The sequence below is a fragment of the Hyphomonas oceanitis SCH89 genome, from assembly GCF_000685295.1.
GTDB classification, from domain to species: Bacteria; Pseudomonadota; Alphaproteobacteria; order Caulobacterales; family Hyphomonadaceae; genus Hyphomonas; species Hyphomonas oceanitis.
This window is the reverse complement of record NZ_ARYL01000015.1, coordinates 56,978-80,820: the sequence shown is the minus strand read 5'-3', so window position 1 is coordinate 80,820 and position 23,843 is coordinate 56,978. Positions and strand designations below refer to the sequence as shown.

28 protein-coding genes are annotated in these 23,843 nt (G+C 61.9%); 6 read left to right on the top strand and 22 right to left on the bottom strand.

Annotated features, from left to right (window positions below):
- Positions 1–39: 39 nt before the first annotated feature.
- From leuB to leuC, 8 genes are all read right to left on the bottom strand, one after another.
- Positions 40–1,098, bottom strand: a complete 1,059-nt coding sequence (gene leuB, locus HOC_RS11225; protein WP_035538537.1) for a 3-isopropylmalate dehydrogenase — start codon at positions 1,096–1,098, stop codon at positions 40–42.
- 130 nt (positions 1,099–1,228) lie between these two features.
- A complete protein-coding gene (locus HOC_RS11220) occupies positions 1,229–1,519 on the bottom strand; it encodes a putative quinol monooxygenase (RefSeq protein WP_241766989.1) in 291 nt (96 codons plus the stop codon).
- 2 nt (positions 1,520–1,521) lie between these two features.
- Positions 1,522–1,689, bottom strand: coding sequence for a hypothetical protein (locus tag HOC_RS22190; protein WP_156950468.1), 168 nt, complete (start codon positions 1,687–1,689; stop codon positions 1,522–1,524).
- Between the two features lie 25 nt (positions 1,690–1,714).
- Positions 1,715–2,344, bottom strand: a complete 630-nt coding sequence (leuD, locus tag HOC_RS11215; RefSeq protein ID WP_035538533.1) for a 3-isopropylmalate dehydratase small subunit — start codon at positions 2,342–2,344, stop codon at positions 1,715–1,717.
- Positions 2,345–2,353: 9 nt separating this feature from the next.
- Positions 2,354–3,202, bottom strand: a complete 849-nt coding sequence (locus tag HOC_RS11210; protein WP_035538530.1) for a VOC family protein — start codon at positions 3,200–3,202, stop codon at positions 2,354–2,356.
- The gene (locus HOC_RS11205) at positions 3,199–3,834 is read right to left on the bottom strand and encodes a glutathione S-transferase family protein (protein WP_051624787.1); all 636 of its coding nucleotides are present in this window, start codon (positions 3,832–3,834) and stop codon (positions 3,199–3,201) included. The genes HOC_RS11210 and HOC_RS11205 overlap by 4 nt, the downstream gene beginning before the upstream one ends.
- Positions 3,835–3,879: 45 nt before the next feature.
- On the bottom strand, positions 3,880–4,581 hold the full coding sequence (locus HOC_RS11200) for a hypothetical protein (RefSeq protein WP_035538528.1): 702 nt from the start codon (positions 4,579–4,581) through the stop codon (positions 3,880–3,882).
- Between the two features lie 3 nt (positions 4,582–4,584).
- Positions 4,585–5,982 carry a 3-isopropylmalate dehydratase large subunit gene (leuC, locus tag HOC_RS11195; RefSeq protein ID WP_035538526.1) on the bottom strand — a complete coding sequence of 466 codons (1,398 nt, stop codon included), beginning with the start codon at positions 5,980–5,982 and terminating at the stop codon, positions 4,585–4,587.
- 217 nt (positions 5,983–6,199) lie between these two features.
- Here leuC and HOC_RS11190 point away from each other — a divergent pair, with 217 nt between their 5' ends.
- Positions 6,200–7,351 (top strand): ATP-grasp domain-containing protein, encoded by a 1,152-nt coding sequence (locus tag HOC_RS11190; protein ID WP_035538524.1) that lies wholly within the window; start codon positions 6,200–6,202, stop codon positions 7,349–7,351.
- A gap of 2 nt (positions 7,352–7,353) precedes the next feature.
- Here the strand turns inward: HOC_RS11190 and HOC_RS22185 are convergent, their stop codons facing one another.
- From HOC_RS22185 to trmD, 3 genes are all read right to left on the bottom strand, one after another.
- On the bottom strand, positions 7,354–7,563 hold the full coding sequence (locus HOC_RS22185; RefSeq protein ID WP_156950467.1) for a hypothetical protein: 210 nt from the start codon (positions 7,561–7,563) through the stop codon (positions 7,354–7,356).
- Between the two features lie 80 nt (positions 7,564–7,643).
- Complete coding sequence (rplS, locus tag HOC_RS22955; protein WP_035538521.1) at positions 7,644–8,231, bottom strand: 50S ribosomal protein L19; 588 nt, start codon at positions 8,229–8,231, stop codon at positions 7,644–7,646.
- Positions 8,218–8,943 (bottom strand): tRNA (guanosine(37)-N1)-methyltransferase TrmD, encoded by a 726-nt coding sequence (gene trmD / locus HOC_RS11180; protein ID WP_035538616.1) that lies wholly within the window; start codon positions 8,941–8,943, stop codon positions 8,218–8,220. Before trmD ends, rplS begins: the two co-directional genes overlap by 14 nt.
- A 104-nt stretch (positions 8,944–9,047) precedes the next feature.
- Between trmD and HOC_RS11175 the strand changes: the two genes are divergently transcribed.
- Positions 9,048–9,542, top strand: a complete 495-nt coding sequence (locus HOC_RS11175; RefSeq protein ID WP_035538519.1) for a hypothetical protein — start codon at positions 9,048–9,050, stop codon at positions 9,540–9,542.
- Here HOC_RS11175 and HOC_RS11170 read toward each other — a convergent pair.
- A complete protein-coding gene (locus HOC_RS11170) occupies positions 9,539–10,297 on the bottom strand; it encodes a GGDEF domain-containing protein (protein ID WP_051624786.1) in 759 nt (252 codons plus the stop codon). The two genes, HOC_RS11175 and HOC_RS11170, sit on opposite strands and share 4 nt — an antisense overlap.
- A 214-nt stretch (positions 10,298–10,511) precedes the next feature.
- On the opposite strand from HOC_RS11170, the gene HOC_RS22580 reads away from it, so the two are divergent.
- Positions 10,512–10,949, top strand: coding sequence for a hypothetical protein (locus tag HOC_RS22580; protein ID WP_051624785.1), 438 nt, complete (start codon positions 10,512–10,514; stop codon positions 10,947–10,949).
- Positions 10,950–11,005: 56 nt separating this feature from the next.
- Here HOC_RS22580 and HOC_RS11160 read toward each other — a convergent pair whose 3' ends face one another.
- Complete coding sequence (locus HOC_RS11160; RefSeq protein WP_206741562.1) at positions 11,006–11,551, bottom strand: hypothetical protein; 546 nt, start codon at positions 11,549–11,551, stop codon at positions 11,006–11,008.
- Positions 11,552–11,879: 328 nt separating this feature from the next.
- On the opposite strand from HOC_RS11160, the gene HOC_RS11155 reads away from it, so the two are divergent.
- Together HOC_RS11155 and HOC_RS22695 are read left to right on the top strand one after the other, a co-directional pair.
- The gene (locus HOC_RS11155; protein ID WP_241766987.1) at positions 11,880–12,383 is read left to right on the top strand and encodes a glycosyltransferase family 2 protein; all 504 of its coding nucleotides are present in this window, start codon (positions 11,880–11,882) and stop codon (positions 12,381–12,383) included.
- Positions 12,338–12,637: a hypothetical protein gene (locus HOC_RS22695; protein ID WP_241766985.1), complete on the top strand. Its 300-nt coding sequence runs from the start codon at positions 12,338–12,340 to the stop codon at positions 12,635–12,637. The genes HOC_RS11155 and HOC_RS22695 overlap by 46 nt, the downstream gene beginning before the upstream one ends.
- A gap of 12 nt (positions 12,638–12,649) precedes the next feature.
- Here HOC_RS22695 and HOC_RS11150 read toward each other — a convergent pair whose 3' ends face one another.
- The 8 genes from HOC_RS11150 to HOC_RS11105 all read right to left on the bottom strand — a co-directional run bounded on the left by HOC_RS11150 (position 12,650) and on the right by HOC_RS11105 (position 21,289).
- Entirely contained in the window at positions 12,650–14,410 is a 1,761-nt protein-coding gene (locus HOC_RS11150) for a beta/gamma crystallin-related protein (RefSeq protein ID WP_035538515.1), read from the bottom strand.
- Between the two features lie 77 nt (positions 14,411–14,487).
- Positions 14,488–15,024 carry a ribosome maturation factor RimM gene (gene rimM / locus HOC_RS11145; protein ID WP_035538513.1) on the bottom strand — a complete coding sequence of 179 codons (537 nt, stop codon included), beginning with the start codon at positions 15,022–15,024 and terminating at the stop codon, positions 14,488–14,490.
- 42 nt (positions 15,025–15,066) lie between these two features.
- A complete protein-coding gene (locus HOC_RS21245; RefSeq protein ID WP_051624784.1) occupies positions 15,067–15,783 on the bottom strand; it encodes a beta/gamma crystallin-related protein in 717 nt (238 codons plus the stop codon).
- A gap of 161 nt (positions 15,784–15,944) precedes the next feature.
- Positions 15,945–16,415 (bottom strand): 30S ribosomal protein S16, encoded by a 471-nt coding sequence (rpsP, locus tag HOC_RS22875; RefSeq protein ID WP_035538511.1) that lies wholly within the window; start codon positions 16,413–16,415, stop codon positions 15,945–15,947.
- Positions 16,416–16,448: 33 nt separating this feature from the next.
- Positions 16,449–16,763 (bottom strand): chorismate mutase, encoded by a 315-nt coding sequence (locus HOC_RS11125; protein WP_034737740.1) that lies wholly within the window; start codon positions 16,761–16,763, stop codon positions 16,449–16,451.
- Positions 16,764–18,242 carry a signal recognition particle protein gene (gene ffh, locus HOC_RS11120; protein WP_035538508.1) on the bottom strand — a complete coding sequence of 493 codons (1,479 nt, stop codon included), beginning with the start codon at positions 18,240–18,242 and terminating at the stop codon, positions 16,764–16,766.
- 188 nt (positions 18,243–18,430) lie between these two features.
- A complete protein-coding gene (locus HOC_RS21240; RefSeq protein WP_051624783.1) occupies positions 18,431–19,021 on the bottom strand; it encodes a GNAT family N-acetyltransferase in 591 nt (196 codons plus the stop codon).
- Between the two features lie 105 nt (positions 19,022–19,126).
- The gene (locus HOC_RS11105; RefSeq protein ID WP_035538503.1) at positions 19,127–21,289 is read right to left on the bottom strand and encodes a prolyl oligopeptidase family serine peptidase; all 2,163 of its coding nucleotides are present in this window, start codon (positions 21,287–21,289) and stop codon (positions 19,127–19,129) included.
- A gap of 106 nt (positions 21,290–21,395) precedes the next feature.
- Here HOC_RS11105 and HOC_RS11100 point away from each other — a divergent pair, with 106 nt between their 5' ends.
- Entirely contained in the window at positions 21,396–23,135 is a 1,740-nt protein-coding gene (locus HOC_RS11100) for an amidase (RefSeq protein WP_035538502.1), read from the top strand.
- On the opposite strand, the gene HOC_RS11095 is transcribed toward HOC_RS11100, so the two are convergent.
- Positions 23,132–23,728, bottom strand: a complete 597-nt coding sequence (locus tag HOC_RS11095; protein ID WP_035538500.1) for a hypothetical protein — start codon at positions 23,726–23,728, stop codon at positions 23,132–23,134. The two genes, HOC_RS11100 and HOC_RS11095, sit on opposite strands and share 4 nt — an antisense overlap.
- Positions 23,729–23,843 lie beyond the last annotated feature (115 nt).

Genomic DNA, 23,843 nt, shown 5'->3' with positions numbered 1-23,843 from the left:
TCACAGCCGCAGGTCAGCGGCAATTGCGATGGCAGGCCCTTAGAGCGCCGCGATGATCGCGTCGGCCATGCCTTCAGTGCTGAGATTGCCGCCAAGGTCCTTGGTTCGCGCGCCATTTTCCAGCGCCTTGCCAACCGCCGCGAACAGCGCGTCTGCCGCCTTCTCCCGGTCCAGCGACCAGCGCAGCGCCATTTCCAGCGACAGGATCATGGCGCACGGGTTGGCAATGCCCTGACCGGCAATATCCGGCGCGGACCCATGAACAGGCTCGTAAAGCCCCGGCGTGCCGGGGCCGCCCAGCGAGGCAGATGGCAGCATGCCGATCGAGCCCGTCAGCATCGAGGCCTCGTCCGAGAGAATGTCGCCGAACAGGTTGCCCGCGAGGATGACGTCGAACTGTTTCGGCGCGCGCACCAGTTCCATCGCGCAGGCGTCGGCGTACATGTGTGTGAGCTCAATTCCCGCGCCAAATTCGGCATGCGCGAGCGTCACTTCCTGACGCCAGAACAGGCCGGATTCCATCACGTTCGATTTCTCGACCGAACAGACCTGCCCCTTGCGGCCGCGCGCAATGTCAAACGCCACGCGCGTGACGCGCTCGATTTCCGGATGCGTATAGAGCGCCGTGTCATAGCCGCGACGATAGCCGTTCGCGTCGGTATCAATGCCGCGCGGCTCACCGAAATACACGTCGCCGGTCAGCTCGCGAACGATCATCAGGTCGAGGCCCTCAATGATCTCGCGCTTCAGGCTGGAGGCATCGACCAGCGCCGGGAAGCAATAGGCCGGGCGCAGGTTCGCAAACACGTCGAGCCCCTTGCGAATGGCCAGCAATCCCGCCTCGGGCCGCTTGTCGCGCGCAACATTGTTCCACTTCGGTCCGCCAACCGCGCCGAGCAGGACGGCATCAACATGCCGCGCTCTCTCAAGCGTTTCGTCGGCCATCGGCGTGCCGTGCATGTCAAAGGAAGCGCCGCCGACAAGGCCCGTCTCGAACTTGAGATCGGGGACGAGAATCTCGGCCACGCGGCGCGCCTGCGCCATCACTTCGGGGCCAATACCGTCTCCGGGCAGAAGCAAGACTGTTTGCGATGACATGGGCGCGGGTCTCCTGGATATGCGTCTTTGCCGCGCGGGCGCAGCAGAAGACACGCCTCTAACGCCCCGGACCCGGTCACGCAATCAGCAGAATGCCCATGAGTGGTCCGGGAATGGGCCGTGAATGGTCTCAGATGGGTTCGGCATCGGCCTCGTAAAGACGCAAGGAACGGTCCGTAATGCCCAGCTCCGGGAAGAAGGCGCGCCATGTTGCCATGTGCGCCGTCTTGAAATGCGCCACCAGCGCATCGCGGCTCTCCCAGCGCTCAGCCACGCGGATCAAGCCCGGATCCAGCACATCGACACTATAGGCATAATCAAGACATCCTGCCTCGGCCCGGCTCGCCCGGATCATCTGCTCCATCACGGCCTGCGCCTTGGCCAGATTGGCCGGCGGCATGCGCACAGTCCCCTCGATCACGATCACCGGGGCGCCTCGGAATCCTGCGTGTCATCAACAGGTTCAACAGGCGGCGCCTTCTTGGGCAGCGTCGCGTTGGTCTCCGGCTTCATGCTGAACGGGTCATTGTGACAGCCGCCGAGCGCCATCAGGCACGCTGCAGACAAAAGAGCCAATTTCCAGCGTGCCATATTCTTTTCTCCTGTTTGTTTCGTTTCAGCCGGCCCGTTCGAGCCAGGGCGTCATGTGACGCCGCCTGGCCTCAAACGCATCAATCTCAGCCGCTGATGTCAGCGACGCGCCAATCTCGTCGAGACCCGCCATGAGGTTCGACTTCCGGCCCGGATCGACATCAAATTCATGCACGACGCCGTCCGGCGTCGTCACGGTCTGCGTCTCAAGGTCCACCGTGAACACATGGTTTGCCCCGCCGGCCTGCGCCGCAAGTTGCGCACATACGTCCACCGGCAGGCGGACGGGCAGGATGCCGTTCTTATAGCAATTATTGTGGAAGATATCGGCAAAGCTCGGCGCGATGACACAGGTGATGCCTTGGTCCAGCAGCGCCCAAGGCGCATGCTCACGTGACGAGCCGCAGCCGAAATTCTCGCCCGTAATCAGGATGTTCGCCTTGGCATATTGCGGCTTGTTGAGCACGAAATCCGGGTTTTCCGACCCATCCGCCTTGGTTTTCAACTCGTGGAACAGGCCTTTCGACAGGCCGGTGCGGGTCGTGGTCTTCAGGAACTGTTTCGGGATGATCATGTCGGTGTCGACATTCGACATCAGCTTGCCCTTCTCCATAAGAGGAGCGGCAGTTCCGGTGAGGGTCTGGAAGGCTTTCATCTTGATATCCTAATGCGGGTCATGCGCGATGAACAGGGTCGGCACATTCAGCGTGCCATTGCGAATGGTGAAGACAGTGCTACCCGGCTTGCGGCCCTTGCGCTGTTCGGACACGTCAAAGCCCGCGTCCAGCAGGCGCTCATGGGCGGCGGCGAGATCAGCCACTTCCCATGTCAGGCCCCAGATGGAATCCGGACCGGCAGGGTCTGGTGTCTCGCCAAGCCGGTTGATCACTTCAAAGGTCAGCCCGCCAGTGCGGAAGAACAGGAAGCGCGTCTTCCATTCGGGCGCCGTGCGATCAAGCGCCAGGTCGAGCCCCAGCCGCGCGCCATAGAGCGCTGCCGCCCGGTCGGGATTGGGCGTGTTGATGACGATATGGTCGAGCCCTGACACGGCATCATCCGGCGCATCCATGGGCTCCAGCTCACCCGTCTGATGCTCGATCAGGAACGTGCGTATGCCGCCTGTCTCATCATCGGAACACCGAAACCGCCGCAAGTTGCGCGTTTTGCCTGCAATGTCGCTTGTGCTGTCGCCCGGCATGATCTCGTGCGGCTTCAGTCCGCGCCGGGTCAGGCGGTGATGGGCATGCTCGATATCGCCGGTGCGGAAGGCAAGGCTCTTCAGGCCCGGCCCGTCGTCGGAAATGATTTCACCGAGCCGCTGCGCCAGTGGCCCGTCGCCATGCGGCGCCATCAATTCCAGCGCCGTATTGTTTACGCGGAAGATTGCGGTCGCCGCCCCATCTGCAGAGACCGCCTCCCAATCCGGCGCGCGGCCAAGCAGCGCCGTATAGACGGCGGTGCCCGACGCAATCTCCGGGCAGACCAGAACAATATGGTCCAGCCCCGTGATCATGCCTTGGCGCTTTCCTTCGGCAGGGCCGCGTCAACGCTCTTGAAACGGGGCAGGGCCTCAACGCGCGACATCCAGCGGCGCACGTGCGGATAGGCGCCGAGATCGATTTGCGCCTGCGGTGCATAGGCGACAATGCCGTAGATATCGAGGTCCGCGATGGTCACGCCGCCGCCAACCAGCCAATCGCGTCCGTCCAGCAGGCCATTCAATTCCTTCAGCGCACCATTGGCCGCGTTGAGATTCGCTTCGGCGACCTGCTCGGGGAAGGTGAAGAAGCCGAGCTTCATGGCGCGCGTGCGGTAGATGCCGGTCGTCAGCTGGCCTGCGCCCCAAAGCTGCCACTCGCGGGCGCGCAGGCGCTCCGCCCGGTCCTTGCCACCGAACTGGCCCGTTTCGTCGGCCAGATAGTCAAGAATGACGGATGACTGGCAAAGGCACATATCCTTCTCGTGATCCTCCAGAACCGGCACCTGACCGTAGCGATTCTTCGCAAGAAAAGCGTCGGCCTTGTGGGCGCCGGAGCGCAGGTCGACATGCTCGTAATCATAGGGCGTGCCCGTCAGGTTCAGCATCAGGCCGACTTTATAGGTCGGGCCGGAGGCGAAGATGCCGTGCAATGTGTATCGGGTCATGTCGCGTTTCCTATGTGACGCCAAGAAATGTAGCATTGACTGGGGCTAAACCCGCTTTAAGTCGAAATGCTTTGTGAGAGTGGCCTTCAGGCCATCAAAATCTGCGCTCTTAAATTCTAGAACCATTTTTTCAAGGTTTTTTGAACTCGCCTCTTCTCCGATAGAATCGAGCTCTGCGATAATTGGATCGAGGCGGTTAGCAGCCCGCACAATGACTTCTCTGCTAATATTGCTTCTTATGATCAATCCTCGTCTTTCCAGTGGCCCGAGGCGCGAGACAATTAGCTTAGATACAGACGCAAAATCTAAGTTCTGAAACTCCTCCGTCCTAATTATTGGCTCGGATATTTTTATGCCGCCAATAACGGTCGAGGTGCGAGATACAATTGGAGCAATGATGTCTATTAAATCGAACTTCAGTGCTTCCAGCTGTCGAAAAATGCTTTCCTGTGATCTATCCGAAATGAGAACATCAAACTGGCTTTGCATTATGTTGGACTGCCGCTCGAACTGCTTAACGGATTCATTCAACTCACGGCCTTGTTGAAAAAAGCCCAACACAAGCCAAAAGAACGCCAGTGGAGCAGCCATTCCGGCCCAAAAGTCAGCCGCCTCGTTTAGTTTCATATCCCACAATGTCGGCTCTGACAGCGCGGCTACACCTAGCCACGCTATAACCCAGACAATTGAAACGGCGATCGCCCCTATTATCCAGTAGCTCCAGCGGGGGTCCGGATCGGGCTCCATTGGTTAGCCGATGACGCCATTGATCGCAGCCCGCGCCGCCAGCGCCGGACTCATCAAATGCGTCCGACCACCCCGGCCCTGACGGCCTTCGAAATTGCGGTTCGACGTCGATGCGCAGCGCTCGCCCGGCGACAGGATATCCGGGTTCATGCCGAGGCACATGGAACAACCCGGCTCACGCCATTCAAATCCGGCTTCCATCAGGATAATATCAAGCCCTTCGGCTTCGGCCTGTGCCCGCACGAGACCAGAGCCTGGCACGACCATGGCGCGCACGCCCTCGGCCACATGATGACCCTTGGCGACATCGGCTGCAGCGCGCAGGTCCTCGATCCGGCTATTCGTGCACGAGCCGATGAAGACTCGCTGCACCGGCGTCCCCGCAATCGGCACGCCCGCCTCAAGGCCCATATAATCCAGCGCCCGCTCTGCAGCCGCGCGTTTCACAGGATCGGCAATCTCTTCTGGCACAGGTGTCTTGCCTGACAGAGGAATCGCCTGTTCCGGGCTCGTGCCCCAGGTAATCGTGGGCTCAACCGACGCGCCATCAATCCGGATCACTGTGTCCCAGGTCGCATCATCATCGGAATGGAGCGTCTTCCAGTAGCTTTCGGCCACGTCCCAAGCGCCAGCTTTCGGGCTCGCCGGGCGGCCCTTCATGTAGTCGAATGTCTTTTCATCCGGCGCGATCAGGCCGGCGCGGGCACCGCCTTCAATGGCCAGGTTGCACAGCGTCATCCGCGCTTCCATCGACAGGGCCTTGATCGCCTCGCCGCGATATTCGATCACATAGCCCGTGCCACCGGCTGTACCGGTCTGCGCAATAATGTGCAGCGCGAGATCCTTCGCCGTTACGCCATCGCGCAGCTTGCCCGTCACTTCCACGGCCATGTTCTGCATCTTGCGCGCCCGCAAAGTCTGCGTCGCCAGCACGTGCTCCACTTCGGACGTGCCGATGCCATGCGCCAGCGCGCCAAAGGCACCGTGCGTCGATGTATGGCTGTCACCGCACACGATCGTCATGCCGGGCTGCGTACGGCCCTGCTCAGGGCCCACAACGTGGACAATGCCATTGCGGATATCGCCCATGGGAAAATATTCGATGCCATATTCGGCCACGTTCCGCGTCAGCGTCTCCAGCTGGTTGCGCGCTTCGGGGTCTTTCACACCGGCAAGACCCGCCGCCTGGTTCTCGGTCGGCGTATTGTGGTCGGCCACGGCCAGAGTCAGGTCAGTCCGGCGCACCTTGCGGCCAGCCAGCTTCAGGCCGTCAAAAGCCTGCGGGGTGGTCACTTCATGAATAAGGTGCAGGTCGATATAGAGCATGCTCTCGCCCGACGCTGCATCCGTGTGGACGACATGCGCGTCCCAAATCTTGTCATAAAGTGTCTTGCCGGCCATTGATCCTGCCTATCCTCGTGTTCGCGGCGCACCATAGCGATAGATATGTACGATGGAAGCCCGGTCTACTGCCGGGCTGAGCCTGATATATCCCCAAACGCGAAAAATTCGCCGAATCTGTAGTATTGGCACGCAGTTTGTAGATACAGCCGGGAGCGCTTTGTCCTTTGTCTCGAATTGGACCTAAGCAAATTCAGTCTGATCCCGAGGCCAAAGCATGCCGTCTACCCACACGCCCGCCAGCAACGTCCTGTCCCTTCGTGCGAAGGCCCCTGCATCACCGTGCAAGATCGTTTTTGTCACACATGGCGAAGGGCGCGGGCGCATCGTTGCGACAGACAAGGCCTTCATGGACCGCCTGCGCGAGAACGACCCCGAAATGGTCAGCCAGATCCGCACCCACCGGACAGGCAGCGGCCCTTTTGACTTCCGGGACGTCGGCCTGATCGTGTTCTGGCTGGGTGACCCGCTGCGCCAGAAATACCCGCAATGCTATGCCGAAGCTGTCCAGATCGAAGCGACCGCCAGCATTTACGGCATCCGCGTCATCAACTCGCCCTTCGGGCTCAGCAACACATCCAAAGCCGACCAGGCCCGGATCTGGAACCCCGCCGGCTTGCCCAGCGCCAAGGCAGAGCGGGCCGACTGCGCCGAAGACTTGCCTGCCACAGCCAGCAAAGTCGGGTTTCCGTGCATCATCCGGTCAGACGATGTCCATTGCCAGCGCAGCGTCGCGATCGCCCATTGCGCGGAAGATGTCGCCCGCGTCGCCGCCACAATCTCATTCCCGGCCGCCGTGATCGCTTTTATTGACGTGCAAGCCAGCTGGCGCGCGACAGGCGATGAAACCAGCCTGTTCAGCCGCTACCATCACAAGGCCCGCGCCATCGTTTTTGGCGGTGAGGTCAAAGCGAGCCATCTCTTCTTCTCGACTGACCGCATTGTCGGCCTCTCGAACTCGGTCTTTGCCCGCGAGGATACACCGCGCCGCAATTTCGCCCGCCGTTTCGGTCTCGGCGCCCGCGTCGTCAGTGAAATGATCGATGCAGACCTCGTGCATTTCGACGCGCCAGTCGCCCACGCCGACCAGCTTGTCAAAGCCGTCGCCGCACTGGGCCTCGATTTTGCGGCCGTCGATTACAGCATCATGCCGGATGGTCAGCCCGTCATCTGGGAGGCAAACCCCTATTTCTACCTCCCCTCAGGTCAGCAAAGTGTCTTTTCCGCCGAACGCCAGGCCGTGCGACGCGTCGATGAGACGTTCGACTGGATGGCCGCCCGCCTGAAAGCCGAATTCGAAGGTGCCCTCAGCGCAGGCGACAAATCCTATGCGGAGCCTGAGATGGTCCTGCTCAGCGCCGCCAACTAACATCAACCCGCGGCCAGGCTCACAGCCTGCGAGGGGGCGGCATGCAGACATTTCAAGCCCCGCAACGTCTCCCGCAGCGCCTCATCCAGAGGCGTGTGAGGTTCGCTGCCAAGCCGGCTGACCAGCTTTGAATTGTCGAGCCGGACCGGGACAGTCCAGAGATACTGCATCTCGGCCATTTCCCGGAACAGTGACACGAATGGCTTCAGCAAATGCAGCACCGGGGGCCTGAACGAAAAACGCCCCTGCCGGAGGGCAAGGGCGTTTTTGAAATCGTGAAAAGGCGAGAAGCCTATTCTTCCGGAGCGGCCTCTGGAGCTTCAGCAGCAGCGGCAGCTTCTTCAGCGGCCTTGGCTTCGGCTTCTGCGGCAGCAGCGGCGGCCTTTTCGGCCTCAAGCTTTGCCTTGGCAGTGGCTTCGCGCTCGGCAGCAGCGGCTTCCTTGCGGGCAACCTTTTCTGCGTCCTTCTGACGGCGGCGCTCGGTTTTCGAGACAGCGATCTCGACAGCCTCGATGCCGTGGCCGGTCGTACGCTCGGCAATACGGGCCGATTTACCGCGACGGTCGCGCAGGTAGTAAAGTTTCGCACGGCGCACGCGGCCCTTGCGCTTCACTTCGATCGACTCGATCAGTGGCGAGACCAGCGGGAAAACCCGCTCGACGCCTTCACCGAAGGAAATCTTGCGAACCGTGAAGCTTTCGCTCAGGCTGCCGCCCGAACGGGCAATGCAGACGCCTTCGAAGCGCTGGACGCGCTCGCGGTCGCCTTCCTTGATCTTCACGTTCACGGCAAGCGTGTCGCCTGGCGAGAAAGCCGGGATTTTTTTGTCGCCGAGGACGCGGACGCGTTCTTCCGCCTCAAGCTGCTCAATCATGTTCATCGCCATTCTCCGGCGGTTGGAATTCGGGGGTCTTGGAGTAAGCGGCGTATAAATCGGGACGGCGCTGCTTTGTCAACGCCTTTGCGCTGTTGCGACGCCATTCTTCTATACGTTTATGATCGCCAGACAGGAGAACTTCCGGTGTGGGACGCCCTTCCCACTCGCGCGGCATTGTATAATGCGGGTGTTCCAGCAGGCCGTGCTCGAAGGATTCCTCCGTCAGCGACGCTTCATTCCCGGCCACACCGGGCAGCAAACGCACCGTCGCCTCGATGAAAGCCATGGCCGCAACCTCGCCCCCGGCCAGGACAAAATCGCCGAGCGACACTTCTTCCATGCCGCGCGCTTCAATCACGCGCTCATCCAGGCCTTCAAACCGTCCGCAGAAAAACACGACGCCGGGCCCGCTCGCCCATTCATGCGCCTTTGTCTGATCAAACGGCTTGCCGCGCGGCGAGAGATAAACCAGCGGCCGCCCCTCCAGCGCTACGCTATCGATCGCTGCGGCGGCGACATCCGGCCGGAGCACCATGCCGGCCCCGCCGCCCGCCGGCGTATCATCCACATTCCGGTGCTTGCCGACGCCAAAACTGCGCAGGTCTACCGTCTCGTGCGCCCACAGGCCCTTCTCCTCCGCGCGCCCCAGAATGGAGACGCCGAGCGGCCCGGGAAAGGCATCCGGTACAAGCGTGATGAGCGTGGCTTTGAACATGCGGCGCATCTAGCCCACTCCCGTCACCCAAGTCACCCCGCATCGCCCGTTGACGCACGCCCCCGCCCGGCGCTTGATGCCACTCAAATAGCGGGGGGATACAGATGACACTCGACACCATCGCCACCATTGCCAACATCATGGCCTCCTGCGCCGTGGTCCTGACACTGGTATTCATCGGCCTGCAGCTGAACCAGAACGCACATCTGACGCGCATGGCCGCAGCGCAGACCTCCGCCCAGCTCCTGTCAGCCAATATGGGCCGCGTCACCGAAAGCGCCGACCTTGCTGAACTGCTCACGCGCGAGGATACCCCGGAAAGCTGGAGCCGCCCGGAATTCCTGCGCGTATCCAACTTCCTCAGCATTTCCTTCCGCCATTTCGAAGTCCTCCACACCCATCGCCGCTTCGGCGTCTTCGAGGATGAATTGTGGGAAGGCTCGGAGGCCCGCCTCAGGGAATCGCTAAGCGATGCAGGCATCCGCGCGTGGTGGGCCGAAAGCCGTATCGTTTATGCCCGCAGTTTCGTGAAATATGTCGACAGGCTCGCCGCCGAACTCGAGGTCGCGCAGGCCATGTCCACAATGGGCCAGGACTAGGCCGCCAGCTCCACCGCGCGGCGGGACGTCACCTTGTTGCGACCGCCATTCTTTGACTGGAAGAGCGCCGCATCGGCGGTTTCAAGCACCATGTCGATCTGCGCGCCGGGCTTCATCAGGCAGGTCCCGAAGCTCGCCGTGATCGAGAAGGCTTCGCCCTTGCACTCCAGGTGGAGCGACGCGATACGCTCGCGGATGCGCTCACACACAAGAGCGGACTGTTCCAGTGTCACATTGCTGAGCAGGATCACGAATTCCTCCCCGCCCCAGCGCCCCAGCCGGTCGAAAGGCCCGCGCAGTTCAGCGAAAGCCGCCGCCGCAACTTCCTGCAGGACCAGATCGCCCGACTTGTGGCCGAACCTGTCATTGACGCGCTTGAAGTGGTCGAGATCGAACAGGACCAGGCCGGCCGTCTCATGTGTACGCCGCATGCGCTGGATCTCGTCTTCCAACGCCTGCTTGAAGAAACGCCGATTATACAGGCCGGTCAGCGGATCGGTGGCCGCCAGCGCCTCAAGCCGCCGCTGATAATGCTTCAGGCGAAACTCATGCTGAGAGGCGATGACGCCGGTTGGAAGCGCCACGCAGGCCGAGATGAGAAGGTTGGTTAAAACGAACGCACGTGGATTGGTCGGCACGCCCAACTGGTACATAAGCATCGAGAACGTGAACGACAGACACAGGGCCGTAATTGCGACGAACGCAAAAAACAGCAATGAATCAAAGACGTCGCGTGAACGATTTGAGATGGGCATACTGACCTCCTCGTTTGCATGCTTCTACATGTTACAAGCGAACATCCCGCGAATCCGGGCCCCGGATTTGCCGCTGCGGCGTTTACCATCTGGAAATCTTTGGCGCGCGATCTTGATCGCTCAACGGAAATCGGGGGAACCTGATGCGGGTTGAGGGCTTACGCGTCCAGCCGCCGCATATTCTTTGTCGGGCTGGCTTTCAGGAGAATACGAAATGGATACGACGAAGCGACACTTGCTGATGGGTGGCTCTGCCGCCATCCTCGCAACCGCGCTCAGCGGCTGCGGCACCCTTCTTTACCCGGAACGCAAGGGACAGAGCGGCGGTCGGATCGACCCTGCCGTGGCCATCCTGGACGGCGTCGGCCTGCTCCTCTTCCTCATCCCGGGCCTGATCGCTTTCGCCGTCGACTTCTCGAACGGCACGATCTACCTGCCGGGTGGTCGCCGCGCCGAAAAGGCCGATGATCTCTCGGAAGTGAAAGTGACCGCCGCGCTGACCAAGCCGGAAGTCGACCGCATCTGGACCGAAACCTATGGCCACGCCGCGCCCTTCGAGCTGTCCGAGCTTCAGCGCCGCCGCCTCAGCGACAAGTCGATGACCCTCGACACGGTCGCCAGCCTCGCCCGCAACGATTTCGCGCGCATCTGATCTGGTCAGGAAGCTGCGGATTCGTCTGCAGCTTCCGCCGCCCCCCAGCCATCCGCTCAGTCGCCCAGGGGCTCGCCGGGTTCCTGCGCCTTGCGGATGTCGGCCTGCAAGGCCTTGAGCCGCTCGTGATAGTGCTCGCCTTCCCCGAATTCCTCGAACCCGGCATAGCGTGCATGCGCGCCGATCACGCGCCGCGCCTGCTTGATCGGGCACCAGTATTGTTCCGTGCGGGATCCGACCTCGCGGACATAGGCGATGACGCCGTTCACATAGGAACAATAAGCGCAGTTCAGCTTTTCGATCATGTTCAGGTAGGCGAGGCCGCTTCGGTCGAACACGAGGTAGCGGTGGCGCCTAACCTGCGGGATGCCGTAAATACGAAAGCAGATGGCCTGGTAGATCGACACCCAGAGGTCGACGATCGCAAACGGCACGATCAGGGAATAGATCACCGGCGCCGACAGCCAGACCAGCGGCCGCGCACTGAACAGGTAGCGCGCCACATGCGTGCGCATCTCGCGATGGCGCCGCACCACTTCCTGTTCGAACAAGACCTTCCCGCGCTCAAGGCCGTACTGCAGCCCCGCCCGTTTCTTGGCCATTTCGGCTTCCAGCTCGATTTCGAGCGCGTGAAGTTTCGCGGAGATCTGCTCTATCGGTTTGTCATGCCCACTTCGTTGCGCTCATCCCGCGATACTGACAAGCACAGGCTTGGCGCATTCGAATGCGGCCAGTCGCGAAACAGGCCCAACTTCCCATTCGTCACCATCGCATTCCCCCTGAAGTGCAGTGTGGTCGTCTCGCCTTTCGGGCTGTTCGGGTTGGCTACGTAGTGTCACCGGGGTGTTTACGGGCATTTTCCGGACTTTTATCCGTGCATTCTGAGGGCGTAAATTGCGCTGACAGAACATGTTCTATACGTGAGGAGAGATGGCAAACACTCCGGCACTTTCTGTCCTGATTCCCTTCTTCAATGAGGAAGGCAACGTGCACCCCGTGATCGACGAGATTCACGCTGCGCTGGCCGGAATCGATTTCGAGATCATCTGCGTCAATGACTGTTCCGCTGACGCAACCAGCATGGAACTCGCCGAAGCCAAAGCCCGCCACCCGCATACGGTCGTGGTGCTCAATCATGTCGCCCGGCGCGGCAAGTCTGCCGCCCTCTTCAGCGGCCTGAGATCGGCACGCGGCGAATGGGTCCAGCTGCTGGATGGCGACGGTCAGAACGACCCGCACGACACGGCCCGCCTCTGGGCCGAGATTATCGCGCCCGGCGCCCCGGCGCCCCGGCGCGGCTCGGCATCATTGCCGGCAAGCGTAACAGCCGCAACGATTCAGGCTTCAAGTGGCTACAGTCGCGTGTGGCCAATGGCGTGCGCCGTTTCGTGCTGCGCGACGATGCGACAGACACAGGCTGTGGCTGGAAGCTGATCCGCACGCGGGCCTTCCGCGACCTGCCGTTTTTTGCCTCCATGCACCGTTTCCTGCCGGCCCTCATCAAGCGCGCCGGATGGGATGTCCGTGAAGAACTGGTCAATGACCGCGAGCGCCTGGCTGGCGTATCGAAATACGGATTTCTCGGCCGTCTCGGCGCCGGCGTGTTCGACCTGATCGGCATGTTCTGGCTGACGCGGCGCGGTGGCTACGGCATCCCCGCCGAATGGAACGACCCGCGCGCCAACTAGCCCATCAACGCCTTAGCGCTTGTCACCGCGCAGGGCCTTGTCGCGCGCCTTGATTCCAGCTGGCGAACGCGGATCGGCCCGTGGCTGTGACCGCTGCTGCCGCTGGACCGGCGCGGCCTGAACCTGCGGTCGCGGCTGGGGCGCCGCCCTGACAGGTGTCTGCACAGGGGCGGCGCGGGCAGGGGCCCGAACTTGCGGCGTAGGCGTCCTGACTTGCGGGGCAACCTTCACCGGTTCCCTCACGGGCTGGCGGGACTGCATCGCGGGCGTTTGCGGCAGTACACGCTGGCGCTCCTGGCGCTGCGGCTGGGGTGCGGGGCGGACAGGCGCACGGGCTTGCGGCGACGGCGTTCTCACTTGCGGGGCAGCCTGCACCGGTGCCCTCACGGGCTGGCGGGATTGCATGGCGGGCGTTTGTGGCAATACGCGCGGGCGTTCCTGGCTTTGCGGCTGGGGTCTGCGCTCAACCTGCCGGTCAGGCCGGGCCCGTTGTTGATCACTGCCGCGCCGGTCGCCTGCGTCACGGATGCGCGGCACGTCACGCCGGGTCGCATCGCCGCGCGGGCGCTCCTGCCGTGGGGGCTGTACCGTCTTGCTGATTGGATCTGGCGGCACGAAACCACGCTGTTCACGCGGCTGACGATTTCCCAATGTCGTGTCAGGCAGGGAAGGGACAACGCCGGGTGCGCCGGCAAGCGTGTCAGAAGCACGACCGCCGCCCGGGCGGCCCGGCCCGCCTTGGCCGCGATCACCGCGTTCGCCCCTGTCAGCCCGTGGCTGGTCGCCGCGGCCACCCCTGTCACGCCCGGCGGAATCATTGCCCCCGCGATGATCATTGTCGCCGCGGTGTCCGCGATCACGTCCGTCGCCGCGATTGTCCCGGTCACCACCGACGGGGCGGATCGATGAAATATTGTCGTTGAGGCGGATGCCGTTCAGCTTGCCGGTCGAGGCATCGATGACTTCGCAGCGGCCCTTGAAATTTGCGTGCTCGCAGACTTCCCATTTGCCGGACTTGATGTTCAGCGACGAGACATTGTCATTGAACCGGTAGCGGCTGAGATCGCTGACGCCGTGATTGATGCCAAGGGACGCGCCCCGGCCTTTGGAATCGACATACAGCGTCGCGTCCGCATCGCGCGCACCATAGTGTCCCCGCAGGGGCCTGGGCTTCCGGTGATGGGGGCGATAGGTGTTGTAGCCACCGCGCGAATAGCCAAAGCCATATGGCCCGAAACCGGCCAGCGGGTCATAATATCCGTAAGACCTGTAAGCCGGTGAATAGCCGTAATGGTAGACCTGCACCCGCGTCGTCGCGCCATAACCCTGGGAATAGTTATCATACCCATACTGTGCGTCGTCTGCGTACCGGATATACCCACTCTCATCCCGCACGAACATCAGCCCGTTCTCGGCATCAGTATACTCATAAATAGGCCTCACCGACGACACTTCGCCATCAAGGCCGAAATAGCGAAGGTCCGGCACGTCCTCGCGCAGGAACACGCAGCGCCCGGTAAAATCGCTATGTTCGCAAAGCTCCCAGGCGCCCGACAGCACGGCCACTGAGCGGGCGCGGTCATTGAACTGGATATCCGGCAGGGAATAGATCGGGTCAAAAACGTTGACGGCGGGTCCGGTGTAATTCTCGCCTCCGAAGAGGATGAGCGCCGCCTCGTCCTGGACATCGTCGCCATACTGCGCCGCCGCCACACCAGTGATGGCGAAGGGAAGGGCGATCAGGGCGCCAAAGCGCAGGAGCGTGGCAAGCATGGCCAAAACCTCTCAGTTACAGATCGTAACATGGGGCATGACACCTGAACCATTCACAACATGCGCCGCGCGGGCTGCTATTGATCAGGTTCCGGCTCGCTCCAGCTGGCCAGATCGGGGATGCTTACGCGCCGCGTCTCAAAATCGATTTCAGGCACATCCGCCAGCGTGAACGGCACGAAGACACTGTGCCCACCCGTCAGCAGCTGCACTTCCAGAAGGTCATCCGCGCCGAAATTCTGCACCGATTTCACGCGCCCAGCGACGGCATCTCCCTCAGAGACAACATCAAGCCCGACGAGATCTTCAATATAGAACTCGTCCTCTTCCGCTTCGGGCAGCTGCGCGCGGGCGACATGCAGGAGGGCGCCTTTAAGCGCGTCCCATTCTTCCTTCTGCTTCTGCTCGCGTGTGGCGACGATGAAATGGTCATTGCCGGGCCGCGCCGACAGCGGCGTCAGCAGGACGCGGCCTGCGGCGTCAGTCAGCGGCCCATAGGTGAACAGGTCTTCCGGCTCGGCCGTGAAACTCTTCACGCGCACTTCACCGCGCACGCCATGGGCGCCCTTCAGGGCGCCCACAACGATCAGCTTGTCTTGAGATTTCGACGTCATGCCGCCTCTCTAGCCGCACTCTGCGCTGGAGAGAACAGCTGTTTACCGCCGCCAGCCGTCATGATGGCCATAATCGTTCCGCGCGTCGTAGCGGGTATCATAGCGACGGATCGACGAGATATTGTCGTTGAGACCAATCGGTCGCAAATCGCCCGACCCTTGGGAGATCACTTCGCAACGGCCCCTGTAATTGGCATGTTCGCACGCGAGCCACGTTCCGCGGGTCACAAGGATTGAACTCGCCTTGTCATTGAAGCGATAGGCCGACAGGTCAGCCACGTCCCGGTTAATTTCCACCGGGTCGCCGCGCAGGCCGCCGCTCGAGAACAGAACAACATCTGCCGAGCCCCGACCATAATTTCCATTCCATCGGCGGCCATGATCACCGCGTCCACGGTCATAACCGGCCGGGCGGATGGACGAGATATTGTCGTTCAGGCGCAGGTCAGCGAGCCTCGAAACACTTGTATCGACTGTAGCGCAGCGGCCCTTGAAGTTCGCGTCAGAGCAGATTTCCCAGACACCTGAGCCGATGCTGATCGACGAGACACGGTCATTGAAGCGCACGCGGGAGAGGTCTGGCACAGCGCCATTCACTTCCATGGCGTCGCCCCGGAAGTTTCCGTCGGCGTGAAGAACTGCGCCGCCGTGTCCGCCCCGATAAGCGTCACGATGCGGCGAGGCCTGCGCCGGCATGGCAAGGGCAGCAATTGTTGCGGCGACGAGCGCGCCATTTCGGTAGTGGGTCAACCTGTTCATAGCGGTCTCCTTTCGGTCAGCCTCATGTCTAGGCTAAGCGAACTGAACCGGGACAAGGTTCCCTGTTGCCCCTCGTTCAGGCCGCAAACGTGCGCCGGCCCAAACAGAAAAGGCCAGTGCGATCTGCACTGGCCCCTTCAGATACGATACAGGCGGAAAGCCTATTCCGAAGCTGTCTCTTCAGCAGCAGCTTCTTCAGCCGGTGCTTCCTCAGCAGGCGCTGCAGCCGCAGCCGCAGCGGCTTCAGCAGCGGCAGCAGCCGCTTCAGACGCAGCCGTCGCCTTGTCGGCGCGCTCTTTCACGCGGTCCTGGGCTTTCTTGCCTGGCTCGCCTTTTTTCGGGTTGCTGCCAGCGGTCCATGTGTAGATCGGTGCGGATTCGCCTTCGAGCGTGATCTGCGACAGGAAGCGGCCAACACGGTCAGTCGGCTGGGCGCCCTTCTTGAGCCATTCGGCAGCTTTCACGCCGTCAATCTTGACGCGCTCACCGGAATCTTTCGCAAGACGCGGGTCATAGACGCCGATTTTCTCGATGAAGCGACCGTCGCGTGGTGCGCGGGCGTCAGCGATGACAACCGAATAGAAAGGGCGTTTCTTGGACCCGCCACGGGCGAGTCGGATCTTGAGGGACATTGGGGTTACTCCTGTAAAGTGTCGTCTCTGGAATTAAAGTTCAGCTTCGTCGCTGCGGATTTGCTCATGGTGGCGGATCACTTCCGCCACGATGAAGGATAGGAATTTCTCGGCGAAGGCCGGGTCGAGGCCTGCGTCATTGGCGAGGCGCCGAAGGCGCTCGATCTGCTGGGCCTCACGGCTCTTGTCGGCCGGCGGCATATTATGAAGCGCCTTCAGCTTGCCGACTTCTTTCGTCGCCTTGAAACGCTCGGCCAGCGTGTGGACGAGGATCGCGTCCATATTGTCGATACTGGCGCGCAGCTGGTTCAGCTGGAACAGGGCAAGCGTATTATCTGCGTTCGTCATCTATTTCTTCTTTCCCCCTAGGCCCGGAAGGCCGCCGCCAAGACCGGGCAGTCCGCCCGGCATGCCGCCTGAGCCCATGCCCGGCGGCAATTGCCCACCGCCCATGCGCGCAAGATCAGCCGGTGACATGCCAGCCTGAGAGGCCGCGCCCATCATCGCTTTCATGCCGCCTTTGGTGCGCATCTTCTTCATCATGCCGGCCATCTGCTGGTGCATCTTCAGCAGCTTGTTCACTTCCTGAACCGATGTGCCCGAGCCTGCGGCGATCCGCTTGCGGCGCGACGCATTGAGAACCGCCGGCTTGCGGCGTTCCTGCTTGGTCATCGACAGAATGATCGCTTCCTGGCGCTTCAGGACATTGTCATCGAGATTGGCCCCGGCCATTGCTTCCTTGGCTTTGCGCGCACCGGGCATCATGCCCATGATGCCGCCAAGGCCGCCCATACGCTGCATCTGGCGCAGCTGGTCGGCCATGTCTTCGAGGTCGAATTCGCCTTTCTTGAGCTTCGCGGCCATGCGCTCGGCTTTTTCGGCGTCCATCTGCTCGGAGGCTTTTTCGACAAGGCTGACAATGTCGCCCTGACCGAGGATGCGGCCTGCCACGCGGCTCGCATCGAATGCATCGAGCCCGTCGAGCTTTTCGCCCACACCGAGGAACTTGATCGGCAGGCCGGTAACCGCGCGCATGGAAAGCGCCGCGCCGCCACGACCGTCGCCGTCCATCCGTGTCAGCACAAGGCCGGTCAGCGGCAGGCGCTCATGGAAACGACGTGCGGTTTCCACGGCATCCTGACCCGTCAGGGCGTCAGCGACCAGAAGCGTCTCGGACGGCTTGGCGATGTCGGCAATCTCGGCCGCTTCGCTCATCATCTGCTCGTCGATCGTTGTGCGGCCAGCAGTATCGAGGATCAGGACATCATAGCCGCCGATCTTCGCGGCCTGGACGGCGCGGCGGGCAATATCCGCCGGCAGCTGGCCTTCGATGATCGGCAGGGAGGAAACATTCTCGCCACACTGGTCGGCAAGGATCGCCAGCTGCTGCATGGCTGCGGGGCGGCGCACGTCGAGCGAGGCGAGCAACACGCGCTTGCGCTGTTTTTCCGACAGGCGTTTCGCGATCTTGGCCGTCGTGGTCGTCTTACCCGAGCCCTGAAGACCAGCCATCATGATTGTCGCGGGCGGATTGTCGACGCGCAAGCCGGTTTCAGCCTCCGTCCCACCCAGCATTTCGACCAGACCGTCATAGACGATCTTGACCACTTGCTGGCCAGGCTTCACCGAGCGGACGACTTCTTCGCCAACGGCGCGGGTGCGCACGCTGTCGATGAAGTCCTTGACCACGGGCAGGGCGACGTCAGCTTCGAGCAGGGCCACACGGATTTCGCGCAGCGCAGCATTCACGTCCTTTTCGGACAGCGCGCCGCGGCCGGTCAGACCGTCGAAAATTCCGCCAAGACGATCGCTCAATGCGTCGAACATGTGCCACTCCTTTACCATTTGTCTGCGGGAACAGACATAGGCGCTCAAACCGAACGCACAAAGCATGAAGCCCCGCTGAGCGAACCTTCGCCGGGCGGGGGGCCTCGCTGACCTCATGGATCAGTCAAAGCGCGCTTCTGTATTTTGCGCGGATGTAGCGGCGCCTAAAGCATGAGGGGCCCGCTAGGTCAAGCCAGCTGCATCTCTGCGACCCGGTCCTTCAGGAGGTCGATGGCCCCGCGGATCTCGGCATCCACGAGGGAAAGCACCGCCAGATCGCCCCAGGATCCGTCCGCGAGGCGCACATACCGGCGCAATACGCCTTCCTTACGAGCCCCCAGCCGCTCAAGCGCCCTGATCGCGCGTTCATTGGCCGCCGCAATCGGGAGCTCAATCCGGCGCATACGGGCACCGAACGCCCGGCCAATCATCGCCATTTGTGTCGCCACAGGCACGACCGTGCCCCGCATATCCGGCGGGTGCCATATATAGCCTACACCGACACGTCGATGTGTGCGCGATACGTCGAGATACGCAATGACCCCAGCAAACGCGCCGTCAGACTGCCGGGTAACAGAAAAGGGAATAATGGTTCCCTGTTGCTTCAGCGCCAGCATGAAATCGAAATAGGCGTGGAAGCTCGTGCCCGTGGGTATAACGGGCATCCAGTCCCACATGGATTTCACCGCACCGGACGCTTCGAGCCGCGCACGGTCGCTCTCCTCCAGCAGATCCAGCCGGACCACGTCGTTGTGAAAGTCCTTTTCGTCGAGGCGCATGCCCCAAAGGTCTCACGGATTGAGAAACTGGCAAGCCCCTCGGCGAAAGAATGGTTATACGTTCTGATTTGGAACTCGACACGTCAATTAGTTCCGAAACAAGACTTATTTCGTCTCAAACAGACGCTCCGACAAATAGGTGAATTCCAAAGCGGTACGCTTGGCCCGTTCCGTCTGGTTCGCCGCCGCCGAATGGCCCCCATCAATGTTCTCGTAATAGAGGAAGGGCAGGCCTGCCTCCTCGAACAGTTTCGCCATCTTGCGTGCATGGCCGGGATGCACCCGGTCATCCTTGGTCGAGGTGACGAAGAAGGGTTCCGGATAGGGCTTGGACGCATCGAAATTCTGGTAGGGCGAGATCGTCTCCAGGAAGGCGCGCTCCTCAGGCACATCCGGCGAGCCATATTCATCGACCCAGGATGCCCCCGCCAGCAGCAGGTGATAGCGCATCATGTCGAGCAGCGGCACCTGAACCACCACAGCATTCCAGAGGTCCGGCCGCTGGTTCAGCATCACGCCCATCAAGAGGCCGCCATTGGAGCCGCCCATGATGCCGAGATGCTCCGGGCTGGTCACCTTGCGGGAAATCAGGTCCTCACCGACCGCGATGAAGTCGTCAAAGACGCGCTGGCGTTGCAGCTTCAGGCCCGCCTGGTGCCAGGCCGGGCCAAACTCGCCGCCGCCCCTGATATTCGCCAGCACATAGGCGCCGCCCTGTTCCAGCCAGAGCCGGCCCGTAACCGGGCTGTAGGACGGGTTCATCGACACCTGAAACCCGCCATAGCCATAAAGCAGGGTCGGCGTACTGCCATCCAGCGTCATCCCGGCCTTGTGCACGATGAAATAGGGCACCTTCGTTCCGTCCTTCGACACGGCAAAGAACTGCTCCACTTCAAGCCCCGACGCATCGAACTTGCCCGGCAGGCTCTTCACGGTCGAGACCTCGCCGCTGGCAATATCATAGCCGAGCAGGGAATCCGGCGTCAGGAAGTCCTGATAGGTCAGAAACACGGTCTCTTCATGCTCACTCGCGAACACGATTCCCGCCTGGCCCGTACCCGGCAGCTCCAGCGCGTTCGTCGTCCAGCCATCTGCGCCGGGCTCCAGACGCAGCACACGGCTCGCCACATTATCATTGATCGACAGCAGCGCCGCGCCCTTGGCCACAGCAACGCCATTCACCGCCTGCGCCGCATTCGGCCGGAACACGAGGCTGACCCCCGGCAAGGCGCGCGTCTCGAGGAACGCATTCACGTCAAAGGCCACAAGGTCGCCCGTCTTGAACGCCGTGTCCTGTCCCTCCGGCGCCCAATCTTCCTCCAGCGACAGCAGGAACTGCCCCTTGTAGATGCCTTCCGGCGAGGATTTCAGCGGAATGGGCCAGCGCACAGGCGCCACCTCGCCCTCCGGCAACCACCAGAAGGAATGGGTGAAGAAAGTCTCTGACTTTACCGCCCCCTGCAGAACCCGCCCGTCTTCAAGCTCCATTACCGATGGCCACACGCCGACATGCTCCCGCGTTCCGCGGATCACTTCCTCGGCCTCAGACAGCGGCGTTCCCCGCTTCCAGCGCTTTACGACAAATGGATAGCCCGATGCCGTGACCGTACCTTCGCCCCAGTCCGAAGCGATCAGTAGCGTGTCCGCATCGACCCATGAGATGCCCTGCTTGGCCTCAGGCGTAACGAAACCGTCCTCGACGAACGTCTTGGTCTCAAGGTCGAACTCGCGATTGATCACCGCATCCTTGCCGCCATCCGACAGCGACACGAGGCAATGGCGCACGGGCTTGCCCTTTTGGCGCAGGCAATTGGCGCCCATATAGACCCAGTTGCGATCCTCGTCGGCGGCCAGCCTGTCAAAATCGACAACCGTCTCCCACTCCGGCGCGTCTGTCGCGTAGCTCTCAAGCGTCGTCCGCCGCCACAGGCCGCGCACGTTCACATCATCCTGCCAGAAATTGTACACCATGCCATCGCGCACCGTGCCATACGGGATGCGTGCATCGGAGGTCAGAACATCCAGCGCTGCGGCTTCATATTTCGCATAGCGCGGGTCTGCCTGCAGCTCCGCGAGGCTGCGCTTATTCTGGGCGCGCACCCATGCCAGCGCCTTCTCGCCTTCGACGTTTTCCAGCCAGAGGTTTGGATCGGTCTCGGCGGCTTTCGGGCTTTCGGCGGGGGCGTCTGGCAAGGCAGTCTCCATTTCAGGCGTATGTGTACAGGCGGCGATCATCAGGGTCAGCAGCGGAATAAAACGGCGCAGCATGGCTCGGCTCCTCGGAAATTCGGCTTCGTTCAAGTTTTGACTCGTCGCCTGACGGGAATGCACGACATAATAGGGCGCTTGTGCGATGGCAAACTGGGGACGACATATGGACAGGATATTCGATAAGAACGCACCGTCACGGCGCAACCTCCTCCTCGGCGCAGGCGCTGGCCTCGCCGGGCTGGCCGCCGCTGCCTGCTCCCGCAAACCCGAGCCCGCGCCAGTGCCGGAAGGGATCACCGCCACAACGATCCGCGACGCCGAGGCGCTCACAGGCATAACCTACACAGATGCCGAACGCGCCCAGATGGTGGCCGATCTCGAAGCGCGCCTCGGCGCCCTCCAGCAATTGCGGGAGGTCGACAAACCAAACAGCCTCGCCCCGGCAACGGTGTTCGATCCCCGCCTGCCCGGCATGGACTATGGCCTGACCGAAACCTCCAGCGTCAGCGTCATGCCTTTTGTGAGCGCTGCCATGCCGGGCGAAGAAGATGTCGCCTTTGCCTCGCTGACCCAGCTGCGCACATGGCTGTCAGCCGGTGCTATCTCCAGCCGGGAGCTGACGGATCTCTATCTGAAGCGCATTGAGATCATCGCCCCCAGGCTTGAATGCTTTGTGACCGTCATGGCTGAACGGGCCCGGCGTGAAGCGGACGCCATGGATGCCGAGCGCGCGGCCGGCAAGGTGCGCGGGCCCCTGCATGGCATTCCCTACGCCCTGAAAGACCTGTTCGATGCCGAGGGCGCGCCCACAACCTGGGGCGCGGCGCCCTACAAGACACGCGCCTCTGAGGGCGACAGCGCCATCGTACGCAAACTGTCTGAGGCCGGCGCCATCCTGCTTGGAAAAACGACATGTGGCGCGCTGGCCTATGGCGATGTCTGGTTTGGCGGTGTGACGCGCAACCCGTTCGATACCCGCGAGGGATCGTCCGGCTCCAGTGCCGGTTCTGCCAGCGCGACGGCGGCCGGCCTGTGCGGCTTTGCGATCGGCACGGAAACCCTCGGCTCGCTTGTCTCCCCGTCGATGCGCTGCGGAACGACAGCGCTCCGGCCCACCTTCGGCCGGGTCAGCCGGGCAGGGGGCATGGCGCTTTGCTGGTCACTCGATAAATGCGGGCCGATTGCCCGCTCGGTCGAAGACTGCGCGCTGGTTCTGGAGGCGATCAATGGTTTCGATCCTGCCGATGCAGGCTCCATCGCCGCCGGCTTCACCTATGACTTTCGCACGCCCATCACCGGCCTGCGCCTCGGATTTGATCCTGCCTGGCTGACGGAGGCCACCGAGACGGAGAAGAATGCGATCGAGACGGCAAAAGGTCTCGGCGCCACACTCGTCCCCTTCACAGTGCCGAACCTGCCCTCCGAACCGCTCTCGCTGCAATTGACGGCTGAGGCGGCAGCCGCCTTTGAAAGCCTCACGCTGTCAGGCCGCGATGACGAACTGACGTGGCAGGATCCGGAAGCCTGGCCGAACAGCTTTCGCGGCGCCCGGTTCATCAGCGCGGTAGACCTGATCCAGACGGACCGCCTGCGCCGTCTCTGGATGCAGGCCATGCATGAGGCCTTCGCAGATGTGGATGTCGTGATTGGCCCCAGCTATTCGAGCGGCATGCTCACGCCAACCAATTTTACCGGGCATCCCTGCCTCGTCCTGCGCTGCGGCTTTGAGATGACCAAACCAAGGACACTGTTCGATACAGAGGCGAACCCCGACGCACTGCAGGCCCGCACACCGGTCGCCATTTCGCTCTGGGCGCCCCTCTTCAGGGAAGGGCCGATGCTGGCTTTCGGGCGCGCGCTTGAACAGGCGCTGGGTGTATCCACCGAGCGACCTGTATTTTAGTCAGTCTTCCATCTTCCGACCCGCTCGAATGTCACGCGCTCAATGACGATTGCGCGGCTCTTCTCGGGAACAACGGGCCGAAGACCCAGATAGTCCACACCCTGATCGCCCTCGATCATGGGAACGTCATAGTCGAAACTGAAATCCTCGAAGCCGGGTTTGAGATCGAATATTTTCCAGCCCGATTCCCCCACGCGTCCGGCTGAATAATTCACTGCGAGTTGCATGGCGCCCTTGTCGTCGGCCGGGCGCGCACGCACGATCGTGCGGATGGTCTGGCCCGCAAACTGGATTTCAATATCGGCCGCGAGCCGAAAATGCGGGCCGAGTTCCGGCTCATCGCGCAACGCGCCTGTATCCGCCTGTATCAGTAGCAGGCGTTCCCCATCCGGGCCGTCGATCAATTCCGTCTTGGCATTTCCGCCCGCATAGATCTTGTGAAGATAGTCTCCCTCGACGACGATCTTGTCATAATGCGCGCCGTCGCCGGTCACCGTGCCGGTCGGCAAGGCGCCAATAGCCGGACGGATGGCAAAGAAGACCATCAGGCCCACGACAACCAGCGCAGCCGGGAAGAATAACCTGTCTCGCATGCGAAGCGTCCTTTGCTACCGGCAATGCGCGCAAGGGCGCTGGCCAATCATAGCATCTGCTGATAGCAGGTGCGCAATCGGTTTGGCGAGCCGTATGCTCGGCTTCACATGCATT